At 70.7% G+C, this 24,587-nt stretch carries 25 protein-coding genes; 20 read left to right on the forward strand and 5 right to left on the reverse strand.

Translation table 11 applies throughout. The features are described from left to right. The first annotated feature begins 123 nt into the window (after positions 1 to 123). The 8 genes from ACH4G3_RS05290 to ACH4G3_RS05325 all read left to right on the forward strand — a co-directional run bounded on the left by ACH4G3_RS05290 (position 124) and on the right by ACH4G3_RS05325 (position 8,323). Positions 124 to 939 (forward strand): oxidoreductase, encoded by an 816-nt coding sequence (locus ACH4G3_RS05290; protein WP_397623171.1) that lies wholly within the window; start codon positions 124 to 126, stop codon positions 937 to 939. Between the two features lie 34 nt (positions 940 to 973). Continuing rightward, positions 974 to 1,882, forward strand: a complete 909-nt coding sequence (locus tag ACH4G3_RS05295; protein ID WP_397623172.1) for an alpha/beta fold hydrolase — start codon at positions 974 to 976, stop codon at positions 1,880 to 1,882. Positions 1,883 to 1,885: 3 nt separating this feature from the next. After that, positions 1,886 to 2,071, forward strand: a complete 186-nt coding sequence (locus ACH4G3_RS05300) for a VOC family protein (protein WP_397623387.1) — start codon at positions 1,886 to 1,888, stop codon at positions 2,069 to 2,071. Between the two features lie 99 nt (positions 2,072 to 2,170). Then, positions 2,171 to 3,847 carry an NAD(P)/FAD-dependent oxidoreductase gene (locus ACH4G3_RS05305; protein ID WP_397623173.1) on the forward strand — a complete coding sequence of 559 codons (1,677 nt, stop codon included), beginning with the start codon at positions 2,171 to 2,173 and terminating at the stop codon, positions 3,845 to 3,847. A gap of 11 nt (positions 3,848 to 3,858) precedes the next feature. Beyond that, positions 3,859 to 5,328, forward strand: a complete 1,470-nt coding sequence (locus tag ACH4G3_RS05310; RefSeq protein WP_397623388.1) for an ATP-binding protein — start codon at positions 3,859 to 3,861, stop codon at positions 5,326 to 5,328. A 73-nt stretch (positions 5,329 to 5,401) separates the two neighbouring features. Further along, positions 5,402 to 5,878: a hypothetical protein gene (locus ACH4G3_RS05315; RefSeq protein WP_397623174.1), complete on the forward strand. Its 477-nt coding sequence runs from the start codon at positions 5,402 to 5,404 to the stop codon at positions 5,876 to 5,878. Between the two features lie 233 nt (positions 5,879 to 6,111). After that, complete coding sequence (locus tag ACH4G3_RS05320) at positions 6,112 to 7,128, forward strand: NAD(P)/FAD-dependent oxidoreductase (protein ID WP_397623175.1); 1,017 nt, start codon at positions 6,112 to 6,114, stop codon at positions 7,126 to 7,128. Positions 7,129 to 7,315: 187 nt separating this feature from the next. Next, entirely contained in the window at positions 7,316 to 8,323 is a 1,008-nt protein-coding gene (locus ACH4G3_RS05325; protein ID WP_397623176.1) for an NmrA family NAD(P)-binding protein, read from the forward strand. 37 nt (positions 8,324 to 8,360) lie between these two features. On the opposite strand, the gene ACH4G3_RS05330 is transcribed toward ACH4G3_RS05325, so the two are convergent. Beyond that, positions 8,361 to 8,702 carry a hypothetical protein gene (locus ACH4G3_RS05330; protein WP_397623177.1) on the reverse strand — a complete coding sequence of 114 codons (342 nt, stop codon included), beginning with the start codon at positions 8,700 to 8,702 and terminating at the stop codon, positions 8,361 to 8,363. A 181-nt stretch (positions 8,703 to 8,883) separates the two neighbouring features. Here ACH4G3_RS05330 and ACH4G3_RS05335 point away from each other — a divergent pair, with 181 nt between their 5' ends. Together ACH4G3_RS05335 and ACH4G3_RS05340 are read left to right on the forward strand one after the other, a co-directional pair. Further along, complete coding sequence (locus tag ACH4G3_RS05335; protein ID WP_397623178.1) at positions 8,884 to 9,843, forward strand: GlxA family transcriptional regulator; 960 nt, start codon at positions 8,884 to 8,886, stop codon at positions 9,841 to 9,843. 27 nt (positions 9,844 to 9,870) lie between these two features. Continuing rightward, positions 9,871 to 10,506, forward strand: coding sequence for a DJ-1/PfpI family protein (locus ACH4G3_RS05340; RefSeq protein WP_397623179.1), 636 nt, complete (start codon positions 9,871 to 9,873; stop codon positions 10,504 to 10,506). Here the strand turns inward: ACH4G3_RS05340 and ACH4G3_RS05345 are convergent. Continuing rightward, entirely contained in the window at positions 10,493 to 11,248 is a 756-nt protein-coding gene (locus ACH4G3_RS05345) for an enoyl-CoA hydratase/isomerase family protein (RefSeq protein WP_397623180.1), read from the reverse strand. The genes ACH4G3_RS05340 and ACH4G3_RS05345 overlap by 14 nt on opposite strands. 218 nt (positions 11,249 to 11,466) lie before the next feature. Between ACH4G3_RS05345 and ACH4G3_RS05350 the strand changes: the two genes are divergently transcribed. Then, a complete protein-coding gene (locus ACH4G3_RS05350; protein ID WP_020272200.1) occupies positions 11,467 to 11,973 on the forward strand; it encodes an ATP-binding protein in 507 nt (168 codons plus the stop codon). A gap of 22 nt (positions 11,974 to 11,995) precedes the next feature. Here the strand turns inward: ACH4G3_RS05350 and idi are convergent, their stop codons facing one another. From idi to galE, 3 genes are all read right to left on the reverse strand, one after another. Beyond that, positions 11,996 to 12,589: an isopentenyl-diphosphate Delta-isomerase gene (gene idi, locus ACH4G3_RS05355; RefSeq protein ID WP_397623181.1), complete on the reverse strand. Its 594-nt coding sequence runs from the start codon at positions 12,587 to 12,589 to the stop codon at positions 11,996 to 11,998. Positions 12,590 to 12,889: 300 nt separating this feature from the next. Continuing rightward, entirely contained in the window at positions 12,890 to 13,828 is a 939-nt protein-coding gene (locus ACH4G3_RS05360) for a cation diffusion facilitator family transporter (RefSeq protein WP_397623182.1), read from the reverse strand. 158 nt (positions 13,829 to 13,986) lie between these two features. Next, positions 13,987 to 14,958: a UDP-glucose 4-epimerase GalE gene (gene galE, locus ACH4G3_RS05365; RefSeq protein ID WP_397623183.1), complete on the reverse strand. Its 972-nt coding sequence runs from the start codon at positions 14,956 to 14,958 to the stop codon at positions 13,987 to 13,989. 280 nt (positions 14,959 to 15,238) lie between these two features. Between galE and ACH4G3_RS05370 the strand changes: the two genes are divergently transcribed. The 9 genes from ACH4G3_RS05370 (at position 15,239) to hpnD (ending at position 24,493) form a co-directional block, all read left to right on the forward strand. Continuing rightward, positions 15,239 to 17,044 (forward strand): DUF5941 domain-containing protein, encoded by a 1,806-nt coding sequence (locus ACH4G3_RS05370; protein ID WP_397623184.1) that lies wholly within the window; start codon positions 15,239 to 15,241, stop codon positions 17,042 to 17,044. Continuing rightward, the gene (locus ACH4G3_RS05375) at positions 17,041 to 17,793 is read left to right on the forward strand and encodes a phosphocholine cytidylyltransferase family protein (protein ID WP_397623185.1); all 753 of its coding nucleotides are present in this window, start codon (positions 17,041 to 17,043) and stop codon (positions 17,791 to 17,793) included. The genes ACH4G3_RS05370 and ACH4G3_RS05375 overlap by 4 nt, the downstream gene beginning before the upstream one ends. Beyond that, positions 17,781 to 18,842 carry an iron-containing alcohol dehydrogenase family protein gene (locus tag ACH4G3_RS05380; protein ID WP_397623186.1) on the forward strand — a complete coding sequence of 354 codons (1,062 nt, stop codon included), beginning with the start codon at positions 17,781 to 17,783 and terminating at the stop codon, positions 18,840 to 18,842. Before ACH4G3_RS05375 ends, ACH4G3_RS05380 begins: the two co-directional genes overlap by 13 nt. Then, positions 18,820 to 19,599 (forward strand): CDP-alcohol phosphatidyltransferase family protein, encoded by a 780-nt coding sequence (locus ACH4G3_RS05385; protein WP_397623187.1) that lies wholly within the window; start codon positions 18,820 to 18,822, stop codon positions 19,597 to 19,599. Before ACH4G3_RS05380 ends, ACH4G3_RS05385 begins: the two co-directional genes overlap by 23 nt. A 5-nt stretch (positions 19,600 to 19,604) precedes the next feature. Continuing rightward, positions 19,605 to 20,477 (forward strand): glycosyltransferase family 2 protein, encoded by an 873-nt coding sequence (locus tag ACH4G3_RS05390; RefSeq protein WP_397623389.1) that lies wholly within the window; start codon positions 19,605 to 19,607, stop codon positions 20,475 to 20,477. 105 nt (positions 20,478 to 20,582) lie between these two features. Beyond that, positions 20,583 to 21,512, forward strand: a complete 930-nt coding sequence (locus tag ACH4G3_RS05395; RefSeq protein ID WP_397623188.1) for an ABC transporter permease — start codon at positions 20,583 to 20,585, stop codon at positions 21,510 to 21,512. Beyond that, positions 21,505 to 22,284: an ABC transporter ATP-binding protein gene (locus ACH4G3_RS05400; protein ID WP_355847640.1), complete on the forward strand. Its 780-nt coding sequence runs from the start codon at positions 21,505 to 21,507 to the stop codon at positions 22,282 to 22,284. Before ACH4G3_RS05395 ends, ACH4G3_RS05400 begins: the two co-directional genes overlap by 8 nt. A 359-nt stretch (positions 22,285 to 22,643) precedes the next feature. Next, entirely contained in the window at positions 22,644 to 23,546 is a 903-nt protein-coding gene (gene hpnC / locus ACH4G3_RS05405) for a squalene synthase HpnC (RefSeq protein WP_397623189.1), read from the forward strand. Next, on the forward strand, positions 23,543 to 24,493 hold the full coding sequence (hpnD, locus tag ACH4G3_RS05410) for a presqualene diphosphate synthase HpnD (protein WP_397623190.1): 951 nt from the start codon (positions 23,543 to 23,545) through the stop codon (positions 24,491 to 24,493). The genes hpnC and hpnD overlap by 4 nt, the downstream gene beginning before the upstream one ends. The last annotated feature ends 94 nt before the right edge of the window (positions 24,494 to 24,587 follow it).

Here is a 24,587-nt window from a genome sequence, read left to right on the forward strand (position 1 = left end):
CGTCCTGAGCTCACCGGACAGGCTTGGTCTGGGCTTGCAGGACCGGCGCGGACCGTGTCGGCCTCAGCGCGGGCGACCCCGCACAGCGCACGGCGAAGTCATGCCACAACCGAAGGAACCAACATGCAGACAGCTCCCCGAGTGGCCCTCGTGACGGGCGCCTCCTCCGGGATCGGGCGGGCGGCGGCGCTCGCCCTCGTGGGCGCCGGCTTCGCGGTGGTCGGCACGAGCCGCAACGCGGCGAACGCCGAGCCGCTCGCCGGGGTGACGTTCCTCGATCTCGACGTGGCCAGCGACGAGTCGGTCCGCTCCCTGGTCGAGGAGGTGATCGAGCGGTTCGGCCGGATCGACGTCCTGGTCAACAACGCAGGCGTGGGCGCGGTCGGCGCCGGCGAGGAGAGCTCGATCAAGCAGGCCAAGGAGGTCTTCGACGTCAACGTCTTCGGCCTGATGCGGATGACGAACGCAGTGCTGCCCCACATGCGCGCCCAGGGCAGTGGCCGCGTGGTCAACGTCGCCTCGGTACTCGGTCTGATCCCAGCCCCCTTCATGGCCGTCTACGCCGCCACCAAGCATGCGGTCGAGGGCTACTCCGAGTCCGTCGATCACGAGCTTCGCGAGCACGGCGTCCGGATGCTGCTGGTCGAGCCGGCCTACACAAGCACGAGTTTCGAGGCGAGCAGCCTGGCACCCGACTCGCCCCTGCCGATCTACGCCGCGCAGCGGGAGGTCTCCCGAGACGTGCTGGCCACGGCCGTGCGCAACGCCGACGAACCGGACGTTGTCGCGAAGGTGATCGTCGCGGCCGCCACCGATTCCAAGCCCAAGCTCCGGTACACCGCCGGCTCGATGGCCGCACGCGTCAGCCTCCTGCGCCGGATCGTGCCCTCGCGCGCCTTCGACAGACAAATCCGCAAGCTCAACCGACTGGCCGGCTGACCCCGCAGTACACCCGGCGCCTGAGGAGACGCACATGTCCAAGACCAGAGACACCGAAGCCAGCCGTCCGAACGCTCTTGGAAAAGAGCTGGCACACACGGAGTTCGAACACGTCACCTTCGACCTGCCACACGGCACCTTTCACGCGCTGCAGGGTGGTGATCCCGATGGTCAACCGACGCTCGTCCTGCACGGCTTCCCGGACCATCCGCCGACCGCGAAGCCCTTCCTTGCCGAGCTCGGCCGCCGCGGACGTCACGTCGTCGCACCCTGGCTTCGCGGTTACGCGCCGTCCCCGACCGCGGGGCCGTTCGACTTCGCAGCCCTCACCAGCGACGTGCTCGCGCTGATCGACCGCTGGTCTCCGGGGCGAGCCGTGGAGTTGGTCGGCCACGACTGGGGCGCCCTGATCACATACGATGCCTGCGTCACCGCGCCGGAGCGGATCGAACGCGCGGTCGCGCTCGCAGTCCCCCACCCACTCACGACGTTCCTGAGCCGGCCGCGCCTCGCTCAGCTACGCCGGATCTGGTACATGGGGCTCTTTCAACTGCCGGGAAGCGGCTGGATGGCCACCGCCCGCGATCTCGCCTTCATCGACCGCCTCTGGCGTCAGTGGTCGCCCGGCTTCTCGCTCGATCCAGCTCTGCAGGCGGAGCTGCACGAGCACCTGCGGGCGAGCATGCCCGCGCCTCTGAAGTACTACCGGGCGATGCTGCGGCCCGGCATGCTTGGGGCGACGCGCCGCCTGTCTCAGCCGATCGCGGTGCCCCTGCTGCAGCTTTACGGTGCCGACGACGGCTGCTTCCTCCCCCCGCAGGTCGACGACCGACATCGGTTCGCCGCCCCGCACGCGCTGGAGGTCGTCCCCGACGTCGGTCACTTCCTGCACATCGAGGCCCCCGAGGCGATCGCGGAACGGATCGCGGCATGGGCCGAGTAGCGGATCACTCGACCCTCGCGGCGAGACCACCGGGATGGGCGGCGCGGGGCCGACCGGCAGGCCGAGGTCGACCGGCTGCCGGCCCTCGGGGCGCGGCACGCGGACATCGGCCAGGGAGAGCAGTCCTGGACCACACTGGTGGACCCGGAGGGCAACGAGTTCTGGGTTCTCGGCTCGCGGCGGGGCTGACCGGAGCGAAGCAGGGCGGTCGAACATACGATGGCTGAAAGACGGCGCGGCACCGGGTCGGCACCGGCCGGTGATCCGATCACTCGGGGTGGGGGACGTATGGCACAGGCCGCGGACGCTGCGCGGACCGTCATCATGACCGTGGACGACGATCCCGGGGTGTCCCGGGCCGTCGCCCGTGACCTGCGACGGCGCTACGGCAAGTCGTACCGGATCGTGCGCGCGGAGTCCGGTGAGTCCGCGCTGGACGCGCTGCGGGAGCTGAAGCTGCGCGGTGATCTGGTCGCGGTGATCCTTGCCGACTACCGCATGCCCCAGATGAACGGCATCGAGTTCCTCGAACAGGCCCTGGACGTCTATCCGGGCGCCCGCCGCGTGCTGCTGACCGCGTACGCGGACACCAACGCGGCGATCGACGCGATCAACGTCGTCGACCTCGACCACTACCTCCTCAAGCCCTGGGACCCGCCCGAGGAGAAGCTCTACCCGGTGCTCGACGACCTCCTGGAGGCGTGGCGCTGCAGCGACTACCGACCGGTGCCGAGCACCAAGGTGATCGGTCACCGGTGGTCGGCGCGCTCGTCGGACGTGCGGGAGTTCCTGGCCCGCAACCAGGTGCCGTACCGCTGGTACTCCACGGACGAGCCCGAGGGGCAGCGGCTGCTGGCCGCCGCAGGCCAGGACGGGCAGCGGCTGCCGGTGGTGATCACCCCGGACGGCACTCCCCTGGTCGAGCCGGAGGTGCCCGACCTGGCCGCCCACGTGGGCCTCGCCACCACCCCGACCACCGACTTCTACGACCTCGTCGTCATCGGCGGCGGCCCGGCCGGGCTCGGCGCAGCGGTCTACGGGGCCTCGGAGGGGCTGCGGACCGTGCTCGTGGAGCGCTCGGCGACCGGCGGACAGGCCGGACAGAGCTCACGGATCGAGAACTACCTGGGCTTCCCCGACGGCGTGTCCGGCGCCCAGCTCACCGACCGGGCCCGTCGGCAGGCGGCGAAGTTCGGCGCCGAGATCCTCACTGCCCGTGAGGTGGCGGGCCTGGAGGTCAACGGCGCGGCCCGGACCGTGCGCTTCTCGGACGGGTCGCAGATCGCGGCGCACAGCGTGATCCTGGCGACCGGTGTGTCGTACCGGCGGCTGGAGGCGCCGGGTGCCGACGAGTTGTCGGGCCGCGGGGTGTTCTACGGGTCCGCGCTCACCGAGGCCGCCGGCTGCCAGGGCCACGACGTGTACATCGTCGGCGGCGCCAACTCGGCGGGGCAGGCGGCGATGTACCTGTCCAGGGGCGCCAAGTCGGTCACCCTGCTGGTGCGCGGAGCGGACCTCACCGCGTCGATGTCGCACTATCTGATCCAGCAGATCGCCGAGTCGCCGAACATCTTTGTACGGGCCCACACGGTCGTCGAGGCCGCGCACGGCGACAACCATCTGGAACAGCTGACGTTGCGCGACACGACGAGCGGGCAGACCGAACGGGTCGACGCGCAGTGGCTGTTCGTGTTCATCGGCGCGGCCCCGCTGACCGACTGGCTGGACGGTACCGTGCTGCGCGACGAGCGCGGGTTCATCCTCGCCGGGCCCGATCTGACCGCCGACGGGCGGCCACCGGCCAACTGGGAGCTGGACCGGCCGCCGTACCACCTGGAGACCAACATCCCCGGCGTGTTCGTCGCCGGGGACGCGCGCGCGGAGTCCGCCAAGCGGGTCGCGTCCGCCGTCGGAGAGGGAGCCATGGCCGTGATGCTCGTCCACCGGTATCTGGAGCAGTCGTGAGCGGGCGGCCGATGCCGTGCGACGCGGCGGAGATCAGTTCCCTCTTCCTGTTCGAGAAGCTGAACTCCGAGCAGATCGACAGGCTGTGCAGCGAGGGTCGGGTCGAACTGTTCGACCCCGGGCCGGTGTTCGCCGAAGGTGACCCGGCGACTTGCTTCTACGTGATGATCGAGGGCACGGTCGTCATGTCGCGCCGGGTGGGCGGCGACGACATCGAGGTGAGCCGCACGTCCCAGCCAGGGGTGTACGCGGGGGCCGTGATGGCGTTCGTCGGGGACGGGAAACCGCAGCGGTACATGAACTCGGTGCGGGTGCCGGAGCCGACGCGGTTCTTCGTCCTGCCCGCCGAATCGTTCGCGAACTTCATGCACGAGTGGTTTCCGATGGCGGTCCATCTACTGGAGGGGCTCTTCCTCGGTTCGCAGACCTTTCAGCGGGCCGTCGGGCAGCGCGAACGGCTGCTGGCGCTGGGCTCGTTGTCCGCCGGTCTCACCCATGAGCTCAACAACCCGGCCGCGGCGGCCGTACGGGCCACCTCGTCGCTCAGGGACCGGGTCGCGCACATGCGCAACAAGCTCGGCGTCATCGCCTCGGGCCCTCACCACGGCGACGCCCTGAAGGCCCTGGTCGACCTCCAGGAGCGTACGGCCGAGCGGGTCTCCAAGGCGCCGGCACTGAGCCCGCTCGAAGCGTCCGACCGGGAGGACGAACTCGCCGACTGGCTGGACGACCACGGTGTCCAGAACGGCTGGCAGATCGCGCCGACCTTCGTGCAGGGCGGTCTCGACGTCGACTGGCTGGAGCAGATCGCGGCGGCCGTCGACGAGCAGGAAATCCTGCAGAGTGCCATCGAGTGCCTCAACTACACGGTCGAGGCAGAGCTGTTGATGTCCGAGATCGAGGACTCCACCACCCGTATCTCGCACCTCGTCGACGCCGCCAAGCAGTACTCGCAGCTGGACCGCGCCCCCCACCAGGTCGCCGATGTGCACGAACTCCTCGACAGCACGTTGCTGATGCTGTCGGGCAAGATCGGTCCACAGGTCAAGGTCGTGAAGGAGTACGACCGTTCGGTGCCGAGGATTCCGGCCTACCCGGCCGAACTGAACCAGGTGTGGACCAACCTGATCGACAACGCCGTCTCCGCCATCAAGGGCGCGGACGGCGAAGGGACGTTGACCGTACGCACCGCTCTGGTGCACGACCGGCTGCTGGTGGAGTTCCGCGACACGGGCCCGGGAGTGCCGGCCGAGATCCGCGGCCGGATCTTCGACCCGTTCTTCACCACCAAACCGGTGGGCGAGGGCACGGGGCTGGGGCTCGACATCTCCTGGCGGATCGTCGTCAACAAGCACCACGGTGACCTGAAAGTCGAGTCCGTACCCGGCGACACCCGCTTCCAGGTGCTGCTCCCCCTCACCGCCAGCGACCCCGACACCGAGCCCGATACTGTCCCCGACCCGGCCCAGGAGCCCTCATGACCAAGGGCACCGGCATCGACCCCAGCGTCCCGCCCAGCGGTGCCGGGACGACGAGCTGACCCGTCTCGCCGGTGTGTCCAACGTCGCCCAGGCCGCCGCCCTCGGAGTGCGGAACCCGGCCCTCACGCCGCTCACCCACGCCGCGGCGAACGACGTCGGCATGAAACCCGCGCACTACGCCGTCCACGTCGAAGCCCGCCGGACGGACAACTCCGGCCGCATCCTGCTCCGCATGGGCGCGTACACCCAGACCTGGCTCGCCTCCCACGACGTGGAACGCCTCAACACCCTGCTGGAGCAGCGAGGATGCGGCCGACAACGGATTCATCGCCTGAGCGGGCTGTACGTCTTCGGCATCGGCGCTCCGAACGACGACGCCCTTTGCCCGGACAGGTTCCTCGTCCTCGGCCACCACCGGTGGCCACACACCATCGAGACGCCGCCGCGTATATGGACCGAGTCCAAGGCACGCACGTCGTCTTCTTACGGCACCCGCACCCAGACCACCCGTGCGGCTGCGAGTGAGCGAGGGCCGACCTGCCGTACTTGACAACTCGGTACAGAACCGCTTAGGTTTCTGACTGTTCAGTACACAATGGTCCTGAGCTCACCGGACAGGCCGCGTGCACGCCTGGTGCGATTGAGAGCAACCCATGCCTCTGAACTCCTCCGCGCCGCCCGGCGTTGCGACGCCTTCCAGCTTTCTGAACAGCTGACCCCCTCCAATCACCCAGAACTCGAAGGGTTGACCGAACCATGACTGATAAGGAAAGGCAGGAGGCCATGGCTGTGACGACTCCTCCGTACGCGAGCGACGCACTGGCCGACGGGACCGTCGACGCGGTGGTGATCGGCGGGGGCGCCGCGGGGCTGAACGGTGCACTGATCCTCGCCCGCTCCCGCCGCTCGGTCGTCGTGATCGACAGTGGCTCCCCGCGCAATGCGCCCGCGGAGGCCGTGCACGGCTTCATCGTCCTGGACGGCACCCCGCCGTCCGAGATCCTTCGACGGGGCCGGGAGCAGGTGCGCCAGTACGGCGGACGCGTCGTGTTCGGCGAGGTGGTCTCGGCCGAGTCCGCCGCCCCGTCGGCGGACGGGGACCTGCGGTTCACCGTCACCCTGGCCGACGGCCGCAGCATCACCGCCCGCCGCATCCTGGTGGCCACCGGCCTCACGGATGTGCTGCCACAGGTGCCCGGGCTCGCCGAGCACTGGGGGCACAGTGTGGTGCACTGCCCGTACTGCCACGGCTGGGAGGTGCGCGATGAGCCCATCGGCATCCTCGCCACCGGCCCCGCCTCCATCGGCCACGCGTATCTGTTCCGTCAGCTGACCGAGGACCTGACCTACTTCACCCACGGCACTGACCTGGACGAGGACAGCCGCGCCCGCTTCGCCGCCCGCGGCATCCGCGTCATCGACACCCCGGTCACCGAGGTCGTCGACGACGAGGACGGTGCCCTCGCCGGGGTGCGCCTGGCCGACGGCCAGGTCGTGGCCCGCCGCGTCCTCGCGGTCGCCGCGCCGATGCAGGCGCGCACCCAGGGCCTGGAAGGTCTGGGCCTGCCGGTGCAGGACCTGCCGAAAGGCCGCGGTTTCGCCTCCGGCACGGCCGGCAGCACCGAGGTGGCGGGTGTGTGGGTGGCCGGCAACGTCACCGATCTGGTCGCCCAGGTCGGGGCCTCCGCTGCGGCCGGTGCACTGGCCGGCGCCGACATCAACAGCACGCTGGCCACCGCGGACACCGACGCGGCCCTCCAGAGGATCGCCGAGGCAAGCCCACAAGCGGCCACACGATGATCTCGAAGCCCTGAGATCTCAGCCCGTCACCCGCTCGCCTCACCTTCATCGGTGAGAAAACCGACCTGTATTCCCGTCTGGAAACTGATCAGTTTCCAGACGGTTTTCGGCCATGCCCGCCTCGACGACTTCACATCCTCGGCTTCCTGAACGGCCGACCCACCCCAACCAGATGGAGGGCACAACAATGTCGGAGCGCAATCCCATTCTGATCACCGGTGCCGGCGGCCAAGTCGGTGGCGTGAGCAGGGTGATGGTCGACATGCTGCTCGAACAGGGCCATCCGGTGCGCGCGTTCGTGCGACGGGACGACGAACGCGCGCAGTCGCTGCGCGAGGCCGGGGCCGAGGTCTTCGTCGGCGACCTGTTCAGACTCGCGGACGTGGCCGCCGCGCTGAAGGGTGTCAAGCGCATCTACTTCAGCATGACCCCGCAGCCGTACTACGCCGACGCCCTCACCTTGATGGCCGCGGCGGCGCGAGCCCAGGGCGACATCGAGGCCTTCGTGCACCTGTCCAACTACGAGCAGTCGTACATGACGCTCGAGAAGATGACCACACCGGATGAGGAGCGGCTTTCTTGGCTCGGCGGACTGGTCACGGACTGGTCACCGCAGCAGCGGGCGCACTGGGTCTGCGAGCGGGTGCTGGACTGGTCCGGCCTCCCGACCGTCAACGTGCGTGCGACCCTGTTCGCCGAGAACCCCCATCTGACCTGGATGCTGGCGGGCCCGCTGAGCAACGGTGAACTGCGCCTGCCCTTCGGCAACCAGCGGCTCGCGCCCATCGCCGTTCACGACCTGGCAGAGGTGTGCGTGAAGGTGCTGGTCGACCCCGCACCGCACATCTCGAAGTCCTACGCGCTCACCGGCCCGGAGCTGAAGGACATGTACGGGTTCGCTGAGGATTACGCAGCCGTGCTGGGACGCCAGGTCACCTACATCCCTGAGGAATTGGAGGCCTGGCACGAGGCCTTCCTTGACGAGACCGTCCTGCAGGAGACCCTGGGCGATCCGGCTACGGCCCGGCACGTGGCGGCGCACCTGAGGATCCAGACCAGTCTGATCGCCAGCGGGCGGTACGACGTCCTCTCCGACCAACTGGAAACCCTGCTCGGGCGCCCGCCGCGGACCATGCGGTGGGCGCTGCAGAACAATACGCGCCTGGGCGAACTGGCGGTTGCCCCGAGCCACTGAGCGCTCCGGAGCAGAACATGACGCCACACCGGAGTCCTCAGCCTGAGAGTGCGGAACAGCGGGCGAACAAGCCGCGTTCGGCTTCGATGAGGATGCCCCGGCTGAGCAGGCGTTTCAGTTTGGAGCGGATGCCTTCGGTGTGCTTCGGGAGGATCGGCAGGCCGAGGGCCTGGCAGAGGTCGCGGGCGCGCATCGGTCGGCCTGCGTCTGCCAGGGCGGTGAGGATCTGCTGGTAGGCGGGGTGGTCCGGGATATCGGGGCGGTCCGGGCCGGTGGCGGGTGAGGGCAGCGGGAGGGTGAGGAGGGTCTTGCGGGTGATGCGCAGGAGCCCGTGATGGCCCACTGAGCCTGGGTCCACCGGGTGGTGGCCGGCCTCCACCGAACGGACGCCTCCTGCCCCTGTGGCGGCGTCGGCCGGCGCGCGGCTCAAGGGCGGCAGTCGTCATGCCCGGCACGTCACCAACCGCTTGGTATGCCCTCTACGGCCGCGGCCCTCATGGCAGAAAAGGTGGGGAACTCGTCATTGCGGCCACACTCCGGGCCCGCGAAGAATCGACCGCATGGCCCAGCGCACCGTTCTCGCCGTCCTCTTCGAAGGCGTGCAGAGCCTCGACGTCACCGGGCCCGTGGAGGTCTTCGCGGGCGCGGACCTGCTCTCGCCGGGCGCGTACCGGATCCGCACGGCGTCCCTGGACGGCGCGCCCGTGCGGACCACCAGCGGTCTGACCCTCGTGCCCGACGTGTCCCTGGCCACCGCGCCCGACCCGGACATCCTCCTCGTCCCCGGCGGCACGGGCAGCCTGCGCCCCGACCCGCGCCTGGTCGACTGGGTGCGCGAGCACGGGCCGCGCGCCGCCCGACTGGTCTCCGTGTGCACCGGTGCGTCCGTGCTCGCCGCGGCCGGCCTGCTGGATGGCCGCCGGGCCACGACCCACTGGGCGTACTGCGACCGGCTCGCCCGCGACCACCCGGCCGTCGAGATCGACCCCGACCCCGTCTACGTACGCGACGGACACATCGCCACCTCGGCCGGCGTCACCGCCGGCATCGACCTCGCCCTCGCCCTGGTGGAGGAGGACCTGGGCCGGGACGCCGCGCTCACCATCGCCCGCCACCTGGTCGTGTTCCTGCGCCGGCCCGGGAACCAGGCCCAGTTCAGCGCCCAGCTCGCGGCCCAGACCGCACACCGCGAACCCCTGAAAGAAGTCCAGCGCTTCATCACCGAACGCCCCGACGCCGACCTCTCCGTCGAAGCCCTCGCCGCCCGCGCCCGTCTGTCGCCCCGCCACTTCGCCCGCGCCTTCCGGTCCGAGACCGGTATGACGCCGGGCCGGTACGTCGACCGGGTCCGCCTGGAACACGCCCGCCGCCTGCTGGAGGACACCGCCGACGGCATCGAGGAGATCTCCCGCACCAGCGGCTACGGCACCCCCGAGGCCATGCGCCGCGCCTTCGTCAAGGCTCTGGGCACGCCCCCGGCGGAGTACCGCCGCCGCTTCCGCACCGCGACGACGTCCTGACTCCTGCACACCGACCGGAAGGGTCACATGCAGATCGCCATCGTCCTCTACGACCGCTTCACCGCCCTCGACGCCGTGGGCCCCTACGAGACCCTCGGCCGGCTCCCGGACGCGGAGACCGTCTTCGTCGCCGAGGAGCCCGGCCCCGTACGGAACGACTCCGGCAACCTCGCCCTCGTCGCCGACCGGACCCTGGCCGACGTGCCGCACCCCGACATCATCGTGATCCCCGGCGGCCCGGGCCCGCTCCCGCTCGCGGCGGACGGCCCCCTGCTCACCTGGCTGCGCGCCGCCGACGAGACCAGCACCTGGACGACGTCCGTGTGCACCGGCTCCCTGCTGCTCGCCGCCGCCGGACTCCTCCGGGGCCGCCGCGCGACCTCCCACTGGCTGGCCCTGGAGGAGCTGAAGCGCCACGGCGCCGAGCCGACGGGGGAGCGGGTAGTCACCGACGGCAAGTACGTCACCGCGGCCGGCGTCTCCGCCGGCATCGACATGGGACTGGCCCTGCTCGGCCGGATCGCGGGCGACACCCACGCGCAGATCGTCCAACTCGCCACCGAGTACGACCCGCAGCCGCCCTACGACGCCGGATCACCGGGGAAGGCCCCCGCGCACGTGGTCGAACTGCTCCGGTCACACGCCGGCCTCACCCTGACGTAGGCACGCTCCAGCCGAACCGCGGCTGCCTGCGCTCCAGGAACGCGGCGACACCCTCCGCGGTGTCGCCGCTCTCGCGTGCCCGCGCGGCCCAGTGGGCGTCGCGGTCCGTGCGCCCGTTCGCGAACTCCTTGGCCGCGGCCTGCGTCAACTGCGAACGGGACGCCAGCACCCGGGTGAACTCGACGACCCGCTTGCCCAGTTCGCCCTCGGGAAGCACCTCGTCGGCCAGCCCGGTGCGCAGCGCCCGCTCCGCGTCGATCAGTTCGCCGGAGAACAGCAGGTACTTGGCGGTGGCGGGACCGACCAGGGACACCAGCCGCCTGGTCGAGGACGCCGGGTACACGATGCCGAGCTTCGACGGCGTCACGCCGAACAGCGACCCCTCCTCGGCGAACCGCAGATCGCAGGCCGCCGCCAACTGCGCCCCGCCGCCCACACAGTGCCCGCGCACCGCCGCCAGCGTCGGCTTGGGGAACGCGGCGAGTGCCTCCTCGGCCGCCACGGCCAGCCGCTGCGCCTCCTCCGGCGAGCCCCGCAGCGTCGAGATGTCGGCCCCGGCGCAGAACGTCCCGCCCTCGCCGGTGAGCACCAGCGCCCGCACGGCCGGATCGCCCGCGAGCCCCTCCAGCAGCGGCGGCAGGGAGCGCCACATCGCGGCCGTCATGGCGTTGCGCTTCTCGGGGTGGCGGATGACGACCGTCGCGACCGAGTCGGTCACGCTGTACAGCAGCTGCGGCTCCATGCGCCGGATGTTATCCGGATGCCAAACCCGTACAACCCGAATAGTTCGCCGAGACGGCACAACATGGACAGGACCAGTCCAACAACTGACCGTGTCATACGCCAACGGTCATAAGTGCTCGATAGTTGCTGACTTCTGTTCAGCCCTGGGGTGGGGAGCGCATCGTTACCAACACTCGGGGTGTGGCGACAATCGAGCGCGAGGGTGGCGACCGGACGATGGACAACGACGGGCGTGGGTTCGGCCCACGTCCAGAGAGCGGCGCGGCGCCCCTCGGCCCCGGGCCCGCGGATCCGCTGCCGTACGAAGGGGTCTGGCGGTTCACCGCTCCTGCGGTCGACGCCTCGGTGCCGCAGGCGCGGCACGCCGTACGGGACCTGCTGCTGCGTCAGGGGGTGCCGGCCTCGGACGACCTGGCCCAAGGGCTGTTGCTGATCGTCTCGGAGCTGGTGACGAACGCCGTGAAGCACGCGGCGGTGCTCTCACCGACCATCGCCGTCGAGCTGGCCGTCGGTGCCGAGTGGCTGCGCGTGTCCGTGGAGGACAACCACCCGTACCGGCCGACCGCACTGGAGACCGACCACGGCCGGACCGGCGGCCGCGGACTGCTGCTGGTGCGCGAGATCACACGGGAGGCGGGCGGTGTGTGCGAGGTCGACCACACCGCGAGCGGCGGCAAGGTGATCTGGGCCACCCTGCCGCTCAAACCCGCGCGCTACCCCTAGGGGGTGCCCGCGAGGGCCGACGTCACCAGCCGGCCGACGTGCCGGTCAGCTCCCTGATCGCCGGCCGGGCCGCGTCCAGGACGGTCATGAACCAGGACGAGAAGGCGTCCTTGGCGTGCCGCTCCGCCAGCTCGGGCGGGGTCACGAACGCCGTCGACGCCACCTCCTGAGGATCCGGCCGCAGCACGGCCTGCACCATCCCGACGAACAGATGGTTGTACTCCTGCTCCACCAGACCGGACTCCGGGTCAGGGTGGTTGTAGCGGACCGTGCCCGCCTCGGCCAGCAGGGACGGGGAGGCGCCGAGCTCCTCGAAGGTCCGCCGGGCCGCCGCCGCGAAGGGCGCCTCACCGGGGTAGGGATGGCCGCAGCAGGTGTTCGACCAGACACCGGGGGAGTGGTACTTGCCCAGCGCCCGCTGCTGGAGCAGCAGCCGGCCGTACTCGTCGAAGAGGAAAACGGAGAACGCTCGGTGCAGTTGCCCGGGTGGCTGATGGGCGGCGAGCTTCTCCGCGGTGCCGATCGTCACGCCGTCCTCGTCGACCAGTTCCAGCAAAATCGCGTCTGCGGTGCCGTTCGACGGGTTGTGCGTCGCGGTGGCAGGTGTGATCGGCATACCCATCCTTCACATCGGTCTTCGCGCCCCAAGTCTGCCGTACGAATCCGGCACTCCCGGCACTTCGCGACGCGCCCGCATGTCCCGCGCGGTGGCGCGGAGCGCGGACGGCGCCGCTCGGAACCGGGAGAGGGACCCAGTAGGGGATCGTGCCCGGCGCGGTGGGCCGAAAATCGTCCCCGCGGGTGCGGTGAGAGCCAGGGCGCGGGCGCGCGCCGGAGGGCTGCGTACCCCGGCGCACTCAGGGCACAACGCGCCCCACCAGCGCCATCAGTCCCAGACGTCTCAGAGGCGGGCGCCTCAGTGACAGAGGCGCGCCTCGTGCTCCGCGTGCCCGCCCGGCTCCAGCTGGAAGGTGCAGTGCTCCACGTCGAAGTGGCCGCCGAGGCAGTCCTGGAGCTCGTGGAGCATCTTCTCGTGGCCGATCGCGCTCAGCACGTCCGAGCTGACGACCACGTGCGCCGACAGCACCGGCATGCCGGAGGTGATCGTCCAGGCGTGCAGGTCGTGGACGTCCTCCACCCCGTCGGTCGCCAGGATGTGGGCCCGCACCTCCGCCATGTCGACGCCCTTGGGCGCTGCCTCCAGCAGGACGTTCAGAGTGTCGCGCAGGAGCTTCACCGTGCGGGGCACGATCATCAGCGCGATGACGAGCGAGGCGATCGGGTCGGCGGCCTGCCAGCCGGTGAACATGATCACCAGGGACGAGATGATCACCGTGACCGAACCCAGGGCGTCCGCCGCCACCTCCAGGAACGCGCCGCGCACGTTCAGGCTCTCCTTCTGGCCGCGCATCAGCAGCGCCAGCGACACCATGTTGGCGACCAGGCCGATGACACCGAACACGACAGCGAGGTGGCCCTCGGTGTCCGCCGGAGTGACGAAGCGCTGGACCGACTCGTACAGGACGTACCCGCCGACCCCGAGCAGCAGCAGACAGTTGGCCAGGGCGGCGAGTATCTCGGCGCGGGCGTAGCCGAAGGTGGCCCGGTCGCTGGGCGGGCGGTTCGCGAAGTGGATCGCGAGCAGCGCCATGCCCAGGCCCAGCGCGTCCGTCGCCATGTGCGCCGAGTCCGCGACCAGCGCGAGCGAGTCGGCGAGCAGCCCGCCGACGACCTGGACGACCACGATGCCGAGCGTGATCGCCAGCGCGACCCGCAGCCTGCCGCGGTACGCCGAGGTCGCCGTACCGCCACCCGCCGCGCCGTGCGCGTGCCCGTGATCGTGCCCAGCCCCCATGAAAGCCGCCCTCCGGTGTCCGTTCGAGTATCCGTCTGATCGTGTTCGGGCACCCCAGTGAACTACGGGGAGGGGGTATGCGCAACGCGGCACTGAACACCGTTGTCATGTGCCCTGACCTGCGGAAACGATATGCAGGTCAGGGCATGCAGGGCGGGTCAGGAGCCGTGGTGCAGAAGCCAGCCCCGCCAGGCCGACTCGGCCATCTCGCGCACCCCGCGCCGCGCGGTCCACCCGAGTTCCCCGGCCGCCCGCGCCGCCGAGGCGACCGCCCTCGGCGCGTCCCCGGGGCGGCGGCCCTCGACGAGCGGTGGCCGGCGGTCCCCGGTGACCTCGCCGATGACCGTGATGAGTTCGCGCACGGAGACGCCCTCGCCCCGGCCGATGTTGACCGTCAGATCACCCGTGACGCCCCCGTCGGCGAGCCGCCGGGCCGCCGCGAGATGCGCCTCGGCCAGATCGGCGACGTGAATGTAGTCACGGATGCAGGTGCCGTCCGGGGTCGGGTAGTCGTCACCGAAGATCCTGGGCGCCTCGTCGCGCGTCAGCCGGTCGAAGACCATCGGGACGATGTTGAAGACACCGGTGTCGGCCAGCTCCGGCGCGGCAGCGCCCGCCACGTTGAAATAGCGCAGACATACGGTGGAGATCCCGTGCGCCCGGCCCGCCGCCCGCACCAGCCACTCCCCGGCGAGCTTGGTCTCGCCGTACGGGTTCACCGGAGCGCAGGGCGTGTCCTCCGTGATGAGGTCCACACCCGGGTCGCCGTACACCGCCGCCGACGACGAGAACACGAAGCGCTCGATCCCGGCCCCGGCGACCGCGTCCAGGAGAGTCACCAGGCCGCCGACGTTCTCCCGGTAGTACCGCGTCGGCTGCGCGACGGACTCGGCGACCTGCTTGCGCGCCGCGAGATGCACCACACCCGTCACGCCGTGCTCGGCGAACACCCGTTTCAGCAGGCCACCGTCGAGCGACGAGCCCTCGACGAGCGGTACGTCCGCCGGGAGCCGCGCGGGCACCCCGGCCGAGAGGTCGTCCAGGGCGAGGACGCGCTCGCCGGCCTCGTTCATGGCCCTGGCCACGTGGGCCCCGATGTAGCCGGCCCCGCCGGTGATCAGCCAAGTCATGGTCGCCCACCCTATGCGGACCCGGCCGGACCCGGCCCGATGTCCTCGATGTCCGCCTCTGGGGGGCGCGGTTTGTGGGGCGGGCCCCGGATCCACGATGATGATCGCGGCAAAGGCCTGTGCGAACCACGTTGATCGATCTGCCAAACAGGCGGTGAACGCGGCCCTCCCGGCATCCGATAGCCTCTGCCGACACGCCGCCCGGGAGCTTTCCGGCGCGGGCGCCCCCACCATGTACAGCACTGGCGCGGACGCGTCGGTACCCAGGGAGTGAATTCGGTTGTCGACCGCCATCCTCACCGGTCATCCGGTCCCCGGATCGTCGATCGAGGGCGATCTGCGGTCCCTCGGCTTCGACGTGCGGGTCGCGGCCGACGCAGCCGAGGCCGAGACCCTGCTCGCCGGGGTGCCGGGCGACGAGCGAGTGGCCCTGGTCGACGCCCGGTTCGTGGGGCACGTGCACGCGCTGCGCCTCGGCCTCACCGACCCCCGCTTCCCGCTCGCCGCGATCCCCGGCGCCGTGACGGCCCAGCCCGCCGGCCGCCAGGCCCTGACCCGGGCGATGGCCCGCGAGAACTCCGCCGGCGGCGGCACCACCCTGGTCGACAGCCTCGCCGACCGCGTCCTCACCGCCCTGGACGCCGACGGCGCCGACGTGCACCGCCCCGAGCTGGGCAGCCTCGTCGCCGCCGTCCCCGCCGACCCGCAGGCCCGCAACGAGGCGCGGCAGGCCGTGACGGACGTCGACGACGAGGCCGTACGCCTGAAGTCGGCCGTGAAGTCCCGCGACGGCTTCTTCACCACCTACTGCATCAGCCCGTACTCCCGCTACATCGCCCGCTGGTGCGCCCGCCGCGGCCTGACGCCGAACCAGGTCACCACCGCCTCGCTGCTCACCGCCCTCATAGCGGCGGCCTGCGCGGCCACCGGCACCCGCGGCGGCTTCGTCGCGGCAGGCGTCCTGCTGATCGCGTCCTTCGTGCTGGACTGCACCGACGGCCAGCTCGCCCGCTACTCCCTTCAGTACTCCACGCTCGGCGCCTGGCTGGACGCCACCTTCGACCGGGCCAAGGAGTACGCCTACTACGCCGGTCTCGCCCTGGGAGCCGCCCGCGGCGGAGACGACGTCTGGGCCCTCGCCCTCGGCGCCATGGTCCTGCAGACCTGCCGGCACGTCGTGGACTTCTCCTTCAACGAGGCCAACCACGACGCCACCGCCAACACCAGCCCCACCGCCGCGCTCTCCGACAAGCTCGACAGCGTCGGCTGGACGGTCTGGGTGCGCCGCATGATCGTCCTGCCCATCGGGGAGCGCTGGGCGATGATCGCGGTGCTCACGGCGGTCACCACGCCCCGCATCACCTTCTACGCGCTGCTCATCGGCTGCGCCTTCGCGGCGACGTACACCACGGCGGGCCGCGTGCTGCGCTCCCTGACCCGCAGGGCCAAGCGGACCGACCGGGCGGCCGGGGCGCTCGCCGACCTCGCGGACAGCGGTCCGCTCGCCCAGGGCTTCGCGGAGGCGCTCAAGAGCCCTGCCCGCAGGCTGCCGGGCTTCACGGCCCCCGCCCTCGCCCTCCTCGGCGGTGCCGCCGTCGTCGCCGTGGCCGCGCTGACCGGCTTCGGCGGACCCTGGCCGGTCGTCGCCGCCCTCGCGTACGCCCTGACCTCGGGCCTGGCCGTCGCCCGCCCCCTCAAGGGCGCCCTCGACTGGCTGGTCCCCCCGTTCCTGCGCGCCGCCGAGTACGGCACCGTCCTGGTCCTGGCGGCCCGAGCGGACGTGAACGGAGCCCTTCCTGCGGCTTTCGGGCTGGTGGCCGCGGTCGCCTACCATCACTACGACACGGTGTACCGCATCCGCGGCAACGCCGGAGCGCCCCCGGCCTGGCTGGTGCGTTCCATCGGGGGGCACGAAGGCCGGACGCTGCTCGTCACCGTCCTCGCCGCGCTGCTCACCGCCTCGCAGTTCAAGGTCGCGCTCACGGTGCTCGCCGTGGCCGTGGCCCTGGTGGTGCTCGTCGAGAGCATCCGCTTCTGGGTGTCCGCTGGGGCGCCCGCCGTACACGATGAAGGAGAACCCGCATGATCGGCCTCGTGCTGGCGGCCGGCGCCGGACGGCGTCTGCGCCCCTACACCGACAGCCTTCCCAAGGCGCTGGTGCCGGTGGGGCCCGCGGGCATAGAGGGCGAACCCACGGTTCTCGACCTGACACTCGGCAACTTCGCCGAGATCGGTCTCACCGAGGTCGCGATCATCGTGGGTTACCGCAAGGAAGCCGTGTACGAGCGCAAGGAAGCGCTGGAGCAGAAGTACGGCCTCAAGCTCACCCTCATCGACAACGACAAGGCCGAGGAGTGGAACAACGCCTACTCCCTGTGGTGCGGTCGTGACGCCCTCAAGGACGGTGTGATCCTCGCCAACGGCGACACCGTCCACCCCGTCTCCGTCGAGAAGACGCTGCTCGCCGCCCGCGGCGACGGCAAGAAGATCATTCTCGCCCTGGACACGGTCAAGCAGCTCGCCGACGAGGAGATGAAGGTCGTCGTCGACCCCGAGAAGGGCATGACGAAGATCACCAAGCTGATGGACCCCGCCGAGGCCACCGGCGAGTACATCGGCGTCACCCTCATCGAGGGCGACGCGGCCCCCGAACTGGCCGACGCGCTCAAGACCGTGTGGGAGACCGACCCGCAGCAGTTCTACGAGCACGGCTACCAGGAGCTGGTGAACCGCGGCTTCCGTATCGACGTGGCGCCGATCGGCGACGTCAAGTGGGTGGAGATCGACAACCACGACGATCTCGCCCGTGGACGGGAGATCGCATGCCAGTACTGACCCGGCTCATCCCCTCGCCGCTGGTCGTGGACATCCGCCCGGGTGCCCTCGACGACCTGGCGTGCGTCCTCGCAGACGAGCGCATCTCGCACTCCGGCCGCCTCGCCGTCGCCGTCAGCGGCGGCTCCGGCGCCAAGCTGCGCGAGCGCATCGCGCCGAGCATGCCCGGCGCCACCTGGTACGAGGTGGGCGGCGGCACCCTCGACGACGCGGTGCGGCTGGCGAGCGACATAAAGGCCGGCCACTACGACGCGGTCGTCGGCCTCGGCGGCGGCAAGATCATCGACTGCGCCAAGTTCGCCGCGGCACGCGTCGGCCTGCCCCTGGTCGCCGTGCCCACGAACCTGGCGCACGACGGCCTGTGCTCGCCGGTCGCCACCCTCGACAACGACGCGGGACGCGGCTCCTACGGCGTGCCGAACCCGATCGCGGTCGTCATCGACCTGGACGTCATCCGCGAGGCCCCGGTCCGTTTCGTCCGCGCCGGCATCGGCGACGCCGTCTCCAACATCTCGGCGATCGCCGACTGGGAACTGGCCAACCGCGTCAAGGGCGAGCGGATCGACGGCCTCGCCGCGGCCATGGCCCGCCAGGCCGGCGAGGCCGTACTGCGGCACCCGGGCGGCATCGGGGACAACGACTTCCTCCAGGTGCTCGCCGAGGCGCTGGTCCTCAGCGGCATCGCCATGTCGGTGTCGGGCGACTCGCGGCCGTCCTCCGGGGCGTGCCACGAGATCAACCACGCCTTCGACCTGCTCTACCCCAAGCGGGCCGCCGCCCACGGCGAGCAGTGCGGTCTCGGCGCGGCCTTCGCGATGTGGCTGCGCGGGGCGCACGAGCAGTCGGCCTACATGGCCGAGGTGCTGCGCCGGCACGGGCTGCCCGTGCTGCCGGACGAGATCGGCTTCACGACGGACGAGTTCGTCAAGGCCGTCGAGTTCGCCCCGGAGACCCGGCCCGGCCGCTACACCATCCTCGAACACCTCGACCTGAACACCGAACAGATCAAGGACACCTACACCGACTATGTCAAGGCCATCGGTAGCTGAACTACGTCCCGTCGTTCACCCCGCGGGGGTGAAGGACCGGCGCAGCGGTGAGCACTGGATGGGACGCCTCTACATGCGTGAGGTGTCCCTGCGGGTCGACCGTTACCTGGTCAACACCCGGGTCACGCCCAACCAGCTCACCTACCTGATGACCGTCTTCGGTGTGCTCGCGGCCCCGGCACTGCTCGTGCCGGGGATCCCGGGCGCCGTCCTCGGCGTGGTGTGCGTCCAGATGTACCTGCTGCTGGACTGCGTCGACGGCGAGATCGCGCGCTGGAAGAAGCAGTACTCCCTCAACGGCGTCTACCTGGACCGCGTCGGCGCCTACCTCACCGACGCCGCCGTCCTCACCGGCTTCGGCCTGCGCGCCGCCGACCTGTGGGGCACCGGCCGCATCGACTGGCTGTGGGCCTTCCTCGGCACCCTGGCCGCCCTCGGCGCCATCCTGATCAAGGCCGAGACCGACCTCGTCGGCGTCGCCCGGCACCAGGCCGGAAAGCCGCCGGTCCAGGAGACCGCCGCGGAGATGCGCTCCTCCGGCATGGCGCTGGCCCGCAAGGCCGCCGCCGCGCTCAAGTTCCACCGCCTGATCCTCGGCATCGAGGCGTCCCTGCTGATCCTGGTCCTGGCCATCGCCGACCAGGCCCGCGGCGACCTGTTCTTCTCCCGGCTCGGTGTCGCCGTGCTGGCCGGTATCGCGCTGGTCCAGACCCTGCTGCACCTCGTGTCCATCCTCGCTTCGAGCAGGCTGAAGTGAGCGGTATGAAGGTCGGCGCCGTCATCATCACCATGGGCAACCGCCCCGACGAGCTGCGCGCCCTGCTCGACTCGGTCGCCAAGCAGGACGGCGACCCGGTCGAGGTGGTCGTCGTCGGCAACGGCTCGCCCGTCCCGGACGTCCCCGAGGGCGTCCGCACCATCGAGCTGCCCGAGAACCTCGGCATCCCCGGCGGCCGCAACGTCGGCATCGAGGCCTTCGGCCCGGCCGGCCGGGACGTCGACATCCTGCTCTTCCTCGACGACGACGGACTGCTGGCCGGCCACGACACGGCCCAGCTCTGCCGCAAGGCCTTCGAGGCCGACCCGAAGCTCGGCATCATCAGCTTCCGCATAGCCGACCCGGACACCGGCGTCACCCAGCGCCGCCACGTGCCCCGGCTGCGCGCCGCCGACCCGATGCGTTCCTCCCGGGTCACCACCTTCCTCGGCGGCGCCAACGCCGTGCGCACCCGGGTCTTCGCCGACGTCGGCGGACTCCCCGACGAATTCTTCTACGCCCACGAGGAAACCGACCTGGCATGGCGGGCCCTCGACGCGGGCTGGATGATCGACTACCGGTCCGACATGGTGCTGTACCACCCGACGACCGCTCCCTCGCGGCACGCGGTCTACCACCGCATGGTCGCCCGCAACCGCGTCTGGCTCGCCCGCCGCAACCTCCCCGCGCCGCTCGTCCCGGTCTACCTCGGGGTGTGGCTGCTGCTCACCCTCGTACGCCGTCCCTCCGGCTCCGCCCTGCGGGCCTGGTTCGGCGGATTCCGCGAGGGCTGGACCACCCCGTGCGGGCCCCGCCGTCCCATGAAGTGGCGTACGGTGTGGCGGCTGACCCGGCTGGGCCGGCCCCCCGTCATCTGACAAGCTCGTACCCGTGAGCATCCGGGAGCACCCGGGCCGTACCCTGGCCCCCGGCTCATGCGGGCCCGGACAGGCCGCGCATCTCGAAGACGAAAGTTTCCACTAGTGAGTGAGACAACGCACGACGCCTCGGTCGCGGTGAGCGCGCCCGCGGCGCCCGACGAGGGACTCACGGCGAGGGAGCTCGCCGCCAAGTACGGGCTGAGCGTGAGCGGCGCCCGGCCGTCCCTCATCGAGTACGTCCGTCAGCTCTGGGACCGGCGGCACTTCATCCTCGCCTTCTCCCGCGCGAAGCTGACCGCCCAGTACAGCCAGGCCAAGCTCGGCCAGCTGTGGCAGGTGGCCACACCGCTGCTGAACGCGGCCGTGTACTTCTTCATCTTCGGCCTGCTCCTGGAGGCCGACCGGGGCCTGCCCCGCGAGGTGTACATCCCGTTCCTGGTCACGGGCGTGTTCGTGTTCACGTTCACGCAGAGTTCGGTCATGGCGGGCGTGCGCGCCATCTCCGGCAACCTCGGCCTGGTCCGCGCCCTGCACTTCCCGCGCGCCTCGCTGCCGGTCTCCTTCGCGCTCCAGCAGCTCCAGCAGCTGCTGTTCTCGATGATCGTGCTGTTCGCCGTCGCGGTCGGCTTCGGTCATTACCCGGACCTGTCCTGGCTGCTGATCGTGCCGGTGCTCGTGCTGCAGTTCTGCTTCAACACCGGCCTCGCGCTGATCATGGCCCGGGCGGGCTCCAAGACCCCGGACCTCGCGCAGCTGATGCCGTTCGTGATGCGGACCTGGATGTACGCGTCCGGTGTGATGTTCTCCATTCCGATCTTCCTGGCGGACAAGCCGGCCTGGATCGCGAACGTCCTCCAGTGGAACCCGGCCGCGATCTACATGGACCTGATGCGCTTCGCCCTCATCGACGCATACGACTCGAAGTACCTCCCCGACCACGTGTGGGCTGCCGCGGGCGGCTGGGCCGTGCTGTTCGCCCTGGGCGGCTTCGTGTACTTCTGGAAGGCGGAGGAGAGGTACGGCCGTGGCTGAGCAGAAGCAGGACGCGCGGATCCCCACGGTCATCGCGGACGATCTGCACATCGTCTACCGCGTCAACGGCGCCAAGAGCGGCAAGGGCAGCGCCACCGCCGCCCTCAGCCGCATCCTCAAGCGCGGCGAGGAGCGCGGGGTGCGCAAGGTGCACGCGGTGCGCGGCGTCTCCTTCGTCGCCTACCGCGGCGAGGCCATCGGCCTGATCGGCTCCAACGGCTCCGGCAAGTCGACCCTGCTGCGCGCCATCGCCGGGCTGCTCCCCGCCGAGCAGGGCAAGGTCTACACCGACGGCCAGCCCTCGCTGCTCGGCGTCAACGCGGCCCTGATGAACGACCTCACCGGCGAACGCAACGTCATATTGGGCGGGCTCGCCATGGGCATGTCCCGGGAGGAGATCAAGGAGCGCTACCAGGACATCGTCGACTTCTCCGGCATCAACGAGAAGGGCGACTTCATCACCCTGCCCATGCGCACCTACTCCTCCGGCATGGCGGCCCGCCTCCGGTTCTCCATCGCCGCGGCCAAGGACCACGACGTCCTGATGATCGACGAGGCCCTGGCCACCGGTGACCGCAAGTTCCAGAAGCGCTCCGAGGACCGCATCCGGGAGCTGCGCAAGGAAGCCGGCACCGTGTTTCTGGTGAGCCACAACAACAAATCCATCCGCGACACCTGCAACCGCGTCCTGTGGCTGGAGCGCGGCGAGCTGCGCATGGACGGCCCGACCGACGAGGTGCTCAAGGAGTACGAGAAGTTCACCGGCAAGTAGCCCGGCCCGGTCAGGGCCCCGCCGGAACTGTTCCGGCGGGGCCCTGCGTCTGCAAAAGAAAGGTCAACTCCGGCCCTTCTTAGGAATCTTGGGGCCAATCGGTGTGTTCTCGTGATGTGCGGGACACCCTGGCGAACCTCGATGCGTTGTACAACGTAAGCTGTACCGGTCCCGAAACACGGCAATCAGGGCGATAATGCGCGACATCGCTCGTCGGACGGTCGTGCGGACGGCTGGGCGGCGTGTCCGAAATAGTGTGTATTGGGTCGGCAGTGTAGAACGGGAGATGTGACGGCAATGGCTACGGAAACTCCCCAGCTCCACGCAGCACGCGCCGTCCTCGCGCCGGGCAGCCGGCGGTGACGGGAACCGGCACGGCACGCGCCCTCGATCCGGAGCGGGGCACCCTCGCCAAGGCCACGGGCGAGAACTTCCCGGTGGCCCCGTTCTTCCTGCCCCGGAACTGGCGCACGGACCTCATGGCCGTCTACGGATTCGCCCGCCTGGTCGACGACATCGGCGACGGCGACCTGGCCCCCGGCGGCGCCGACGCCCGCCTGCTCGGTGTCTCCCCGCAGGAGGCCGAGGACCGGCTGGTCCTGCTGGACGCCTTCGAGGCCGACCTGCGCAGGGTGTTCGACTCGACCCCGCGTCACCCCCTGCTGCGCCGCCTGCAGCCGACCGTGCGCCGCCGCAGTCTGACCCCCGAGCCGTTCCTCGGCCTGATCGCCGCCAACCGCCAGGACCAGCTGGTCGGCCGGTACGAGACCTACGACGACCTCCTCGCCTACTGCGAGCTCTCCGCCAACCCCGTCGGCCGTCTGGTCCTCGCCGTCACCGGCACCTCGACGCCCGAGCGGATCCGCCGCTCCGACATGATCTGCACGGCTCTCCAGATCGTCGAGCACCTCCAGGACGTGGCCGAGGACCTCGGCCGCGACCGTATCTACCTGCCCGCCGCCGACATGAAGCGCTTTCACGTCGAGGAGGCGGACCTCGCCACGAAATCCGCCGGAGCGTCGGTCCGTGCGTTGATTGCGTACGAAGCGCAAAGGGCCCGGGATCTCCTGAATGAAGGCGCCCCCCTGGTGGGTAGCGTCCACGGCAGGTTGAAGCTGCTGCTCGCAGGGTTCGTGGCGGGAGGAAGGGCGGCTCTGCACGCGATCGCCGCCGCCGATTACGACGTACTTCCCGGCCCGCCCAAGCCCGGCAAGGTCCGGCTGCTGCGTGAGGTGGGCGTGACTCTGCGAGGAGAGGGGTGATCCGGACCGTGGAGTCGGAACCACACGCATCCCCGCCGGTACTCGCCGCCTACAGCTACTGCGAGGCCGTCACCGGGCGGCAGGCGCGCAACTTCGCCTACGGCATCCGGCTGCTGCCGACGCCCCAGCGCCGTGCGATGTCGGCGCTGTACGCGTTCTCGCGGCGGGTCGACGACATCGGTGACGGTGCGCTCGCCGACGACGTCAAGGTGGCCAGGCTGGAGGAGACCCGGTCGCTGCTCACCCGGATCCGGGAGGGCGAGGTGGCGGAGGACGACACCGACCCGGTCGCCGTCGCCCTCACGCACGCCGCCGGGCACTTCCCGATCCCGCTCGGCGGCCTGGACGAACTCATCGACGGCGTCCAGATGGACGTACGCGGCGAGACGTACGAGACCTGGGACGACCTGAAGGTCTACTGCCGCTGTGTGGCGGGCGCCATCGGGCGGCTCTCGCTCGGCGTGTTCGGCACGGAACCGGGGGCGCGCGGTGTCGAGCGCGCGCCGGAGTATGCCGACACGCTCGGCCTCGCGCTCCAGCTCACCAACATCCTGCGGGACGTCCGCGAGGACGCCGTGGGCGGGCGTACCTATCTGCCCGCCGACGACCTCGCCAAATTCGGCTGCTCGGCCGGCTTCACCGGGCCACGGCCACCGGAGGGCTCCGACTTCGCGGGCCTCGTGCACTTCGAAGTGCGACGGGCCCGCGCTCTTTTCGCCGAGGGCTACCGGCTGCTCCCCATGCTCGACCGGCGCAGCGGCGCGTGTGTCGCCGCCATGGCCGGCATCTACCGCCGCCTCCTCGACCGCATCGAACGCGACCCGGAGGCCGTGCTGCGCGGCCGCGTCTCCCTGCCCGGCCGGGAGAAGGCCTATGTCGCCGTGCGCGGCCTGTCCGGCCTCGACGCCCGCCACGTGACCCGACGGGCCGTCAGGAGGCGTGCGTGACGAACGAACCGGTCCATGCGGACGCCACCGGCGACCGGCCTCACACCCGCCGCGCGGCTACGGCCCTGCGCATCCGGGCAGGGGCCGAGCCGGT

This window comes from Streptomyces afghaniensis, assembly GCF_044327915.1.
GTDB lineage: Bacteria > Actinomycetota > Actinomycetes > Streptomycetales > Streptomycetaceae > Streptomyces > Streptomyces afghaniensis.

Bases quoted from the DNA above. Each gene is read 5' to 3' on its own strand.
- ACH4G3_RS05340 (WP_397623179.1), top strand. From the start codon at position 9,871: ATGCAGATCGCCATCGTCCTCTACGACCGCTTCACCGCCCTCGACGCC.
- ACH4G3_RS05350 (WP_020272200.1), top strand. From the start codon at position 11,467: ATGGACAACGACGGGCGTGGGTTCGGCCCACGTCCAGAGAGCGGCGCG.
- ACH4G3_RS05310 (WP_397623388.1), top strand. From the start codon at position 3,859: ATGCCGTGCGACGCGGCGGAGATCAGTTCCCTCTTCCTGTTCGAGAAG.
- galE (WP_397623183.1), bottom strand. From the start codon at position 14,958: ATGACTTGGCTGATCACCGGCGGGGCCGGCTACATCGGGGCCCACGTG.
- ACH4G3_RS05380 (WP_397623186.1), top strand. From the start codon at position 17,781: ATGCCAGTACTGACCCGGCTCATCCCCTCGCCGCTGGTCGTGGACATC.
- ACH4G3_RS05305 (WP_397623173.1), top strand. From the start codon at position 2,171: ATGGCACAGGCCGCGGACGCTGCGCGGACCGTCATCATGACCGTGGAC.
- ACH4G3_RS05290 (WP_397623171.1), top strand. From the start codon at position 124: ATGCAGACAGCTCCCCGAGTGGCCCTCGTGACGGGCGCCTCCTCCGGG.
- ACH4G3_RS05385 (WP_397623187.1), top strand. From the start codon at position 18,820: ATGTCAAGGCCATCGGTAGCTGAACTACGTCCCGTCGTTCACCCCGCG.
- ACH4G3_RS05325 (WP_397623176.1), top strand. From the start codon at position 7,316: ATGTCGGAGCGCAATCCCATTCTGATCACCGGTGCCGGCGGCCAAGTC.
- idi (WP_397623181.1), bottom strand. From the start codon at position 12,589: ATGCCGATCACACCTGCCACCGCGACGCACAACCCGTCGAACGGCACC.
- ACH4G3_RS05360 (WP_397623182.1), bottom strand. From the start codon at position 13,828: ATGGGGGCTGGGCACGATCACGGGCACGCGCACGGCGCGGCGGGTGGC.
- ACH4G3_RS05345 (WP_397623180.1), bottom strand. From the start codon at position 11,248: ATGGAGCCGCAGCTGCTGTACAGCGTGACCGACTCGGTCGCGACGGTC.
- ACH4G3_RS05335 (WP_397623178.1), top strand. From the start codon at position 8,884: ATGGCCCAGCGCACCGTTCTCGCCGTCCTCTTCGAAGGCGTGCAGAGC.
- ACH4G3_RS05390 (WP_397623389.1), top strand. From the start codon at position 19,605: ATGAAGGTCGGCGCCGTCATCATCACCATGGGCAACCGCCCCGACGAG.
- ACH4G3_RS05295 (WP_397623172.1), top strand. From the start codon at position 974: ATGTCCAAGACCAGAGACACCGAAGCCAGCCGTCCGAACGCTCTTGGA.
- ACH4G3_RS05375 (WP_397623185.1), top strand. From the start codon at position 17,041: ATGATCGGCCTCGTGCTGGCGGCCGGCGCCGGACGGCGTCTGCGCCCC.
- ACH4G3_RS05320 (WP_397623175.1), top strand. From the start codon at position 6,112: ATGGCTGTGACGACTCCTCCGTACGCGAGCGACGCACTGGCCGACGGG.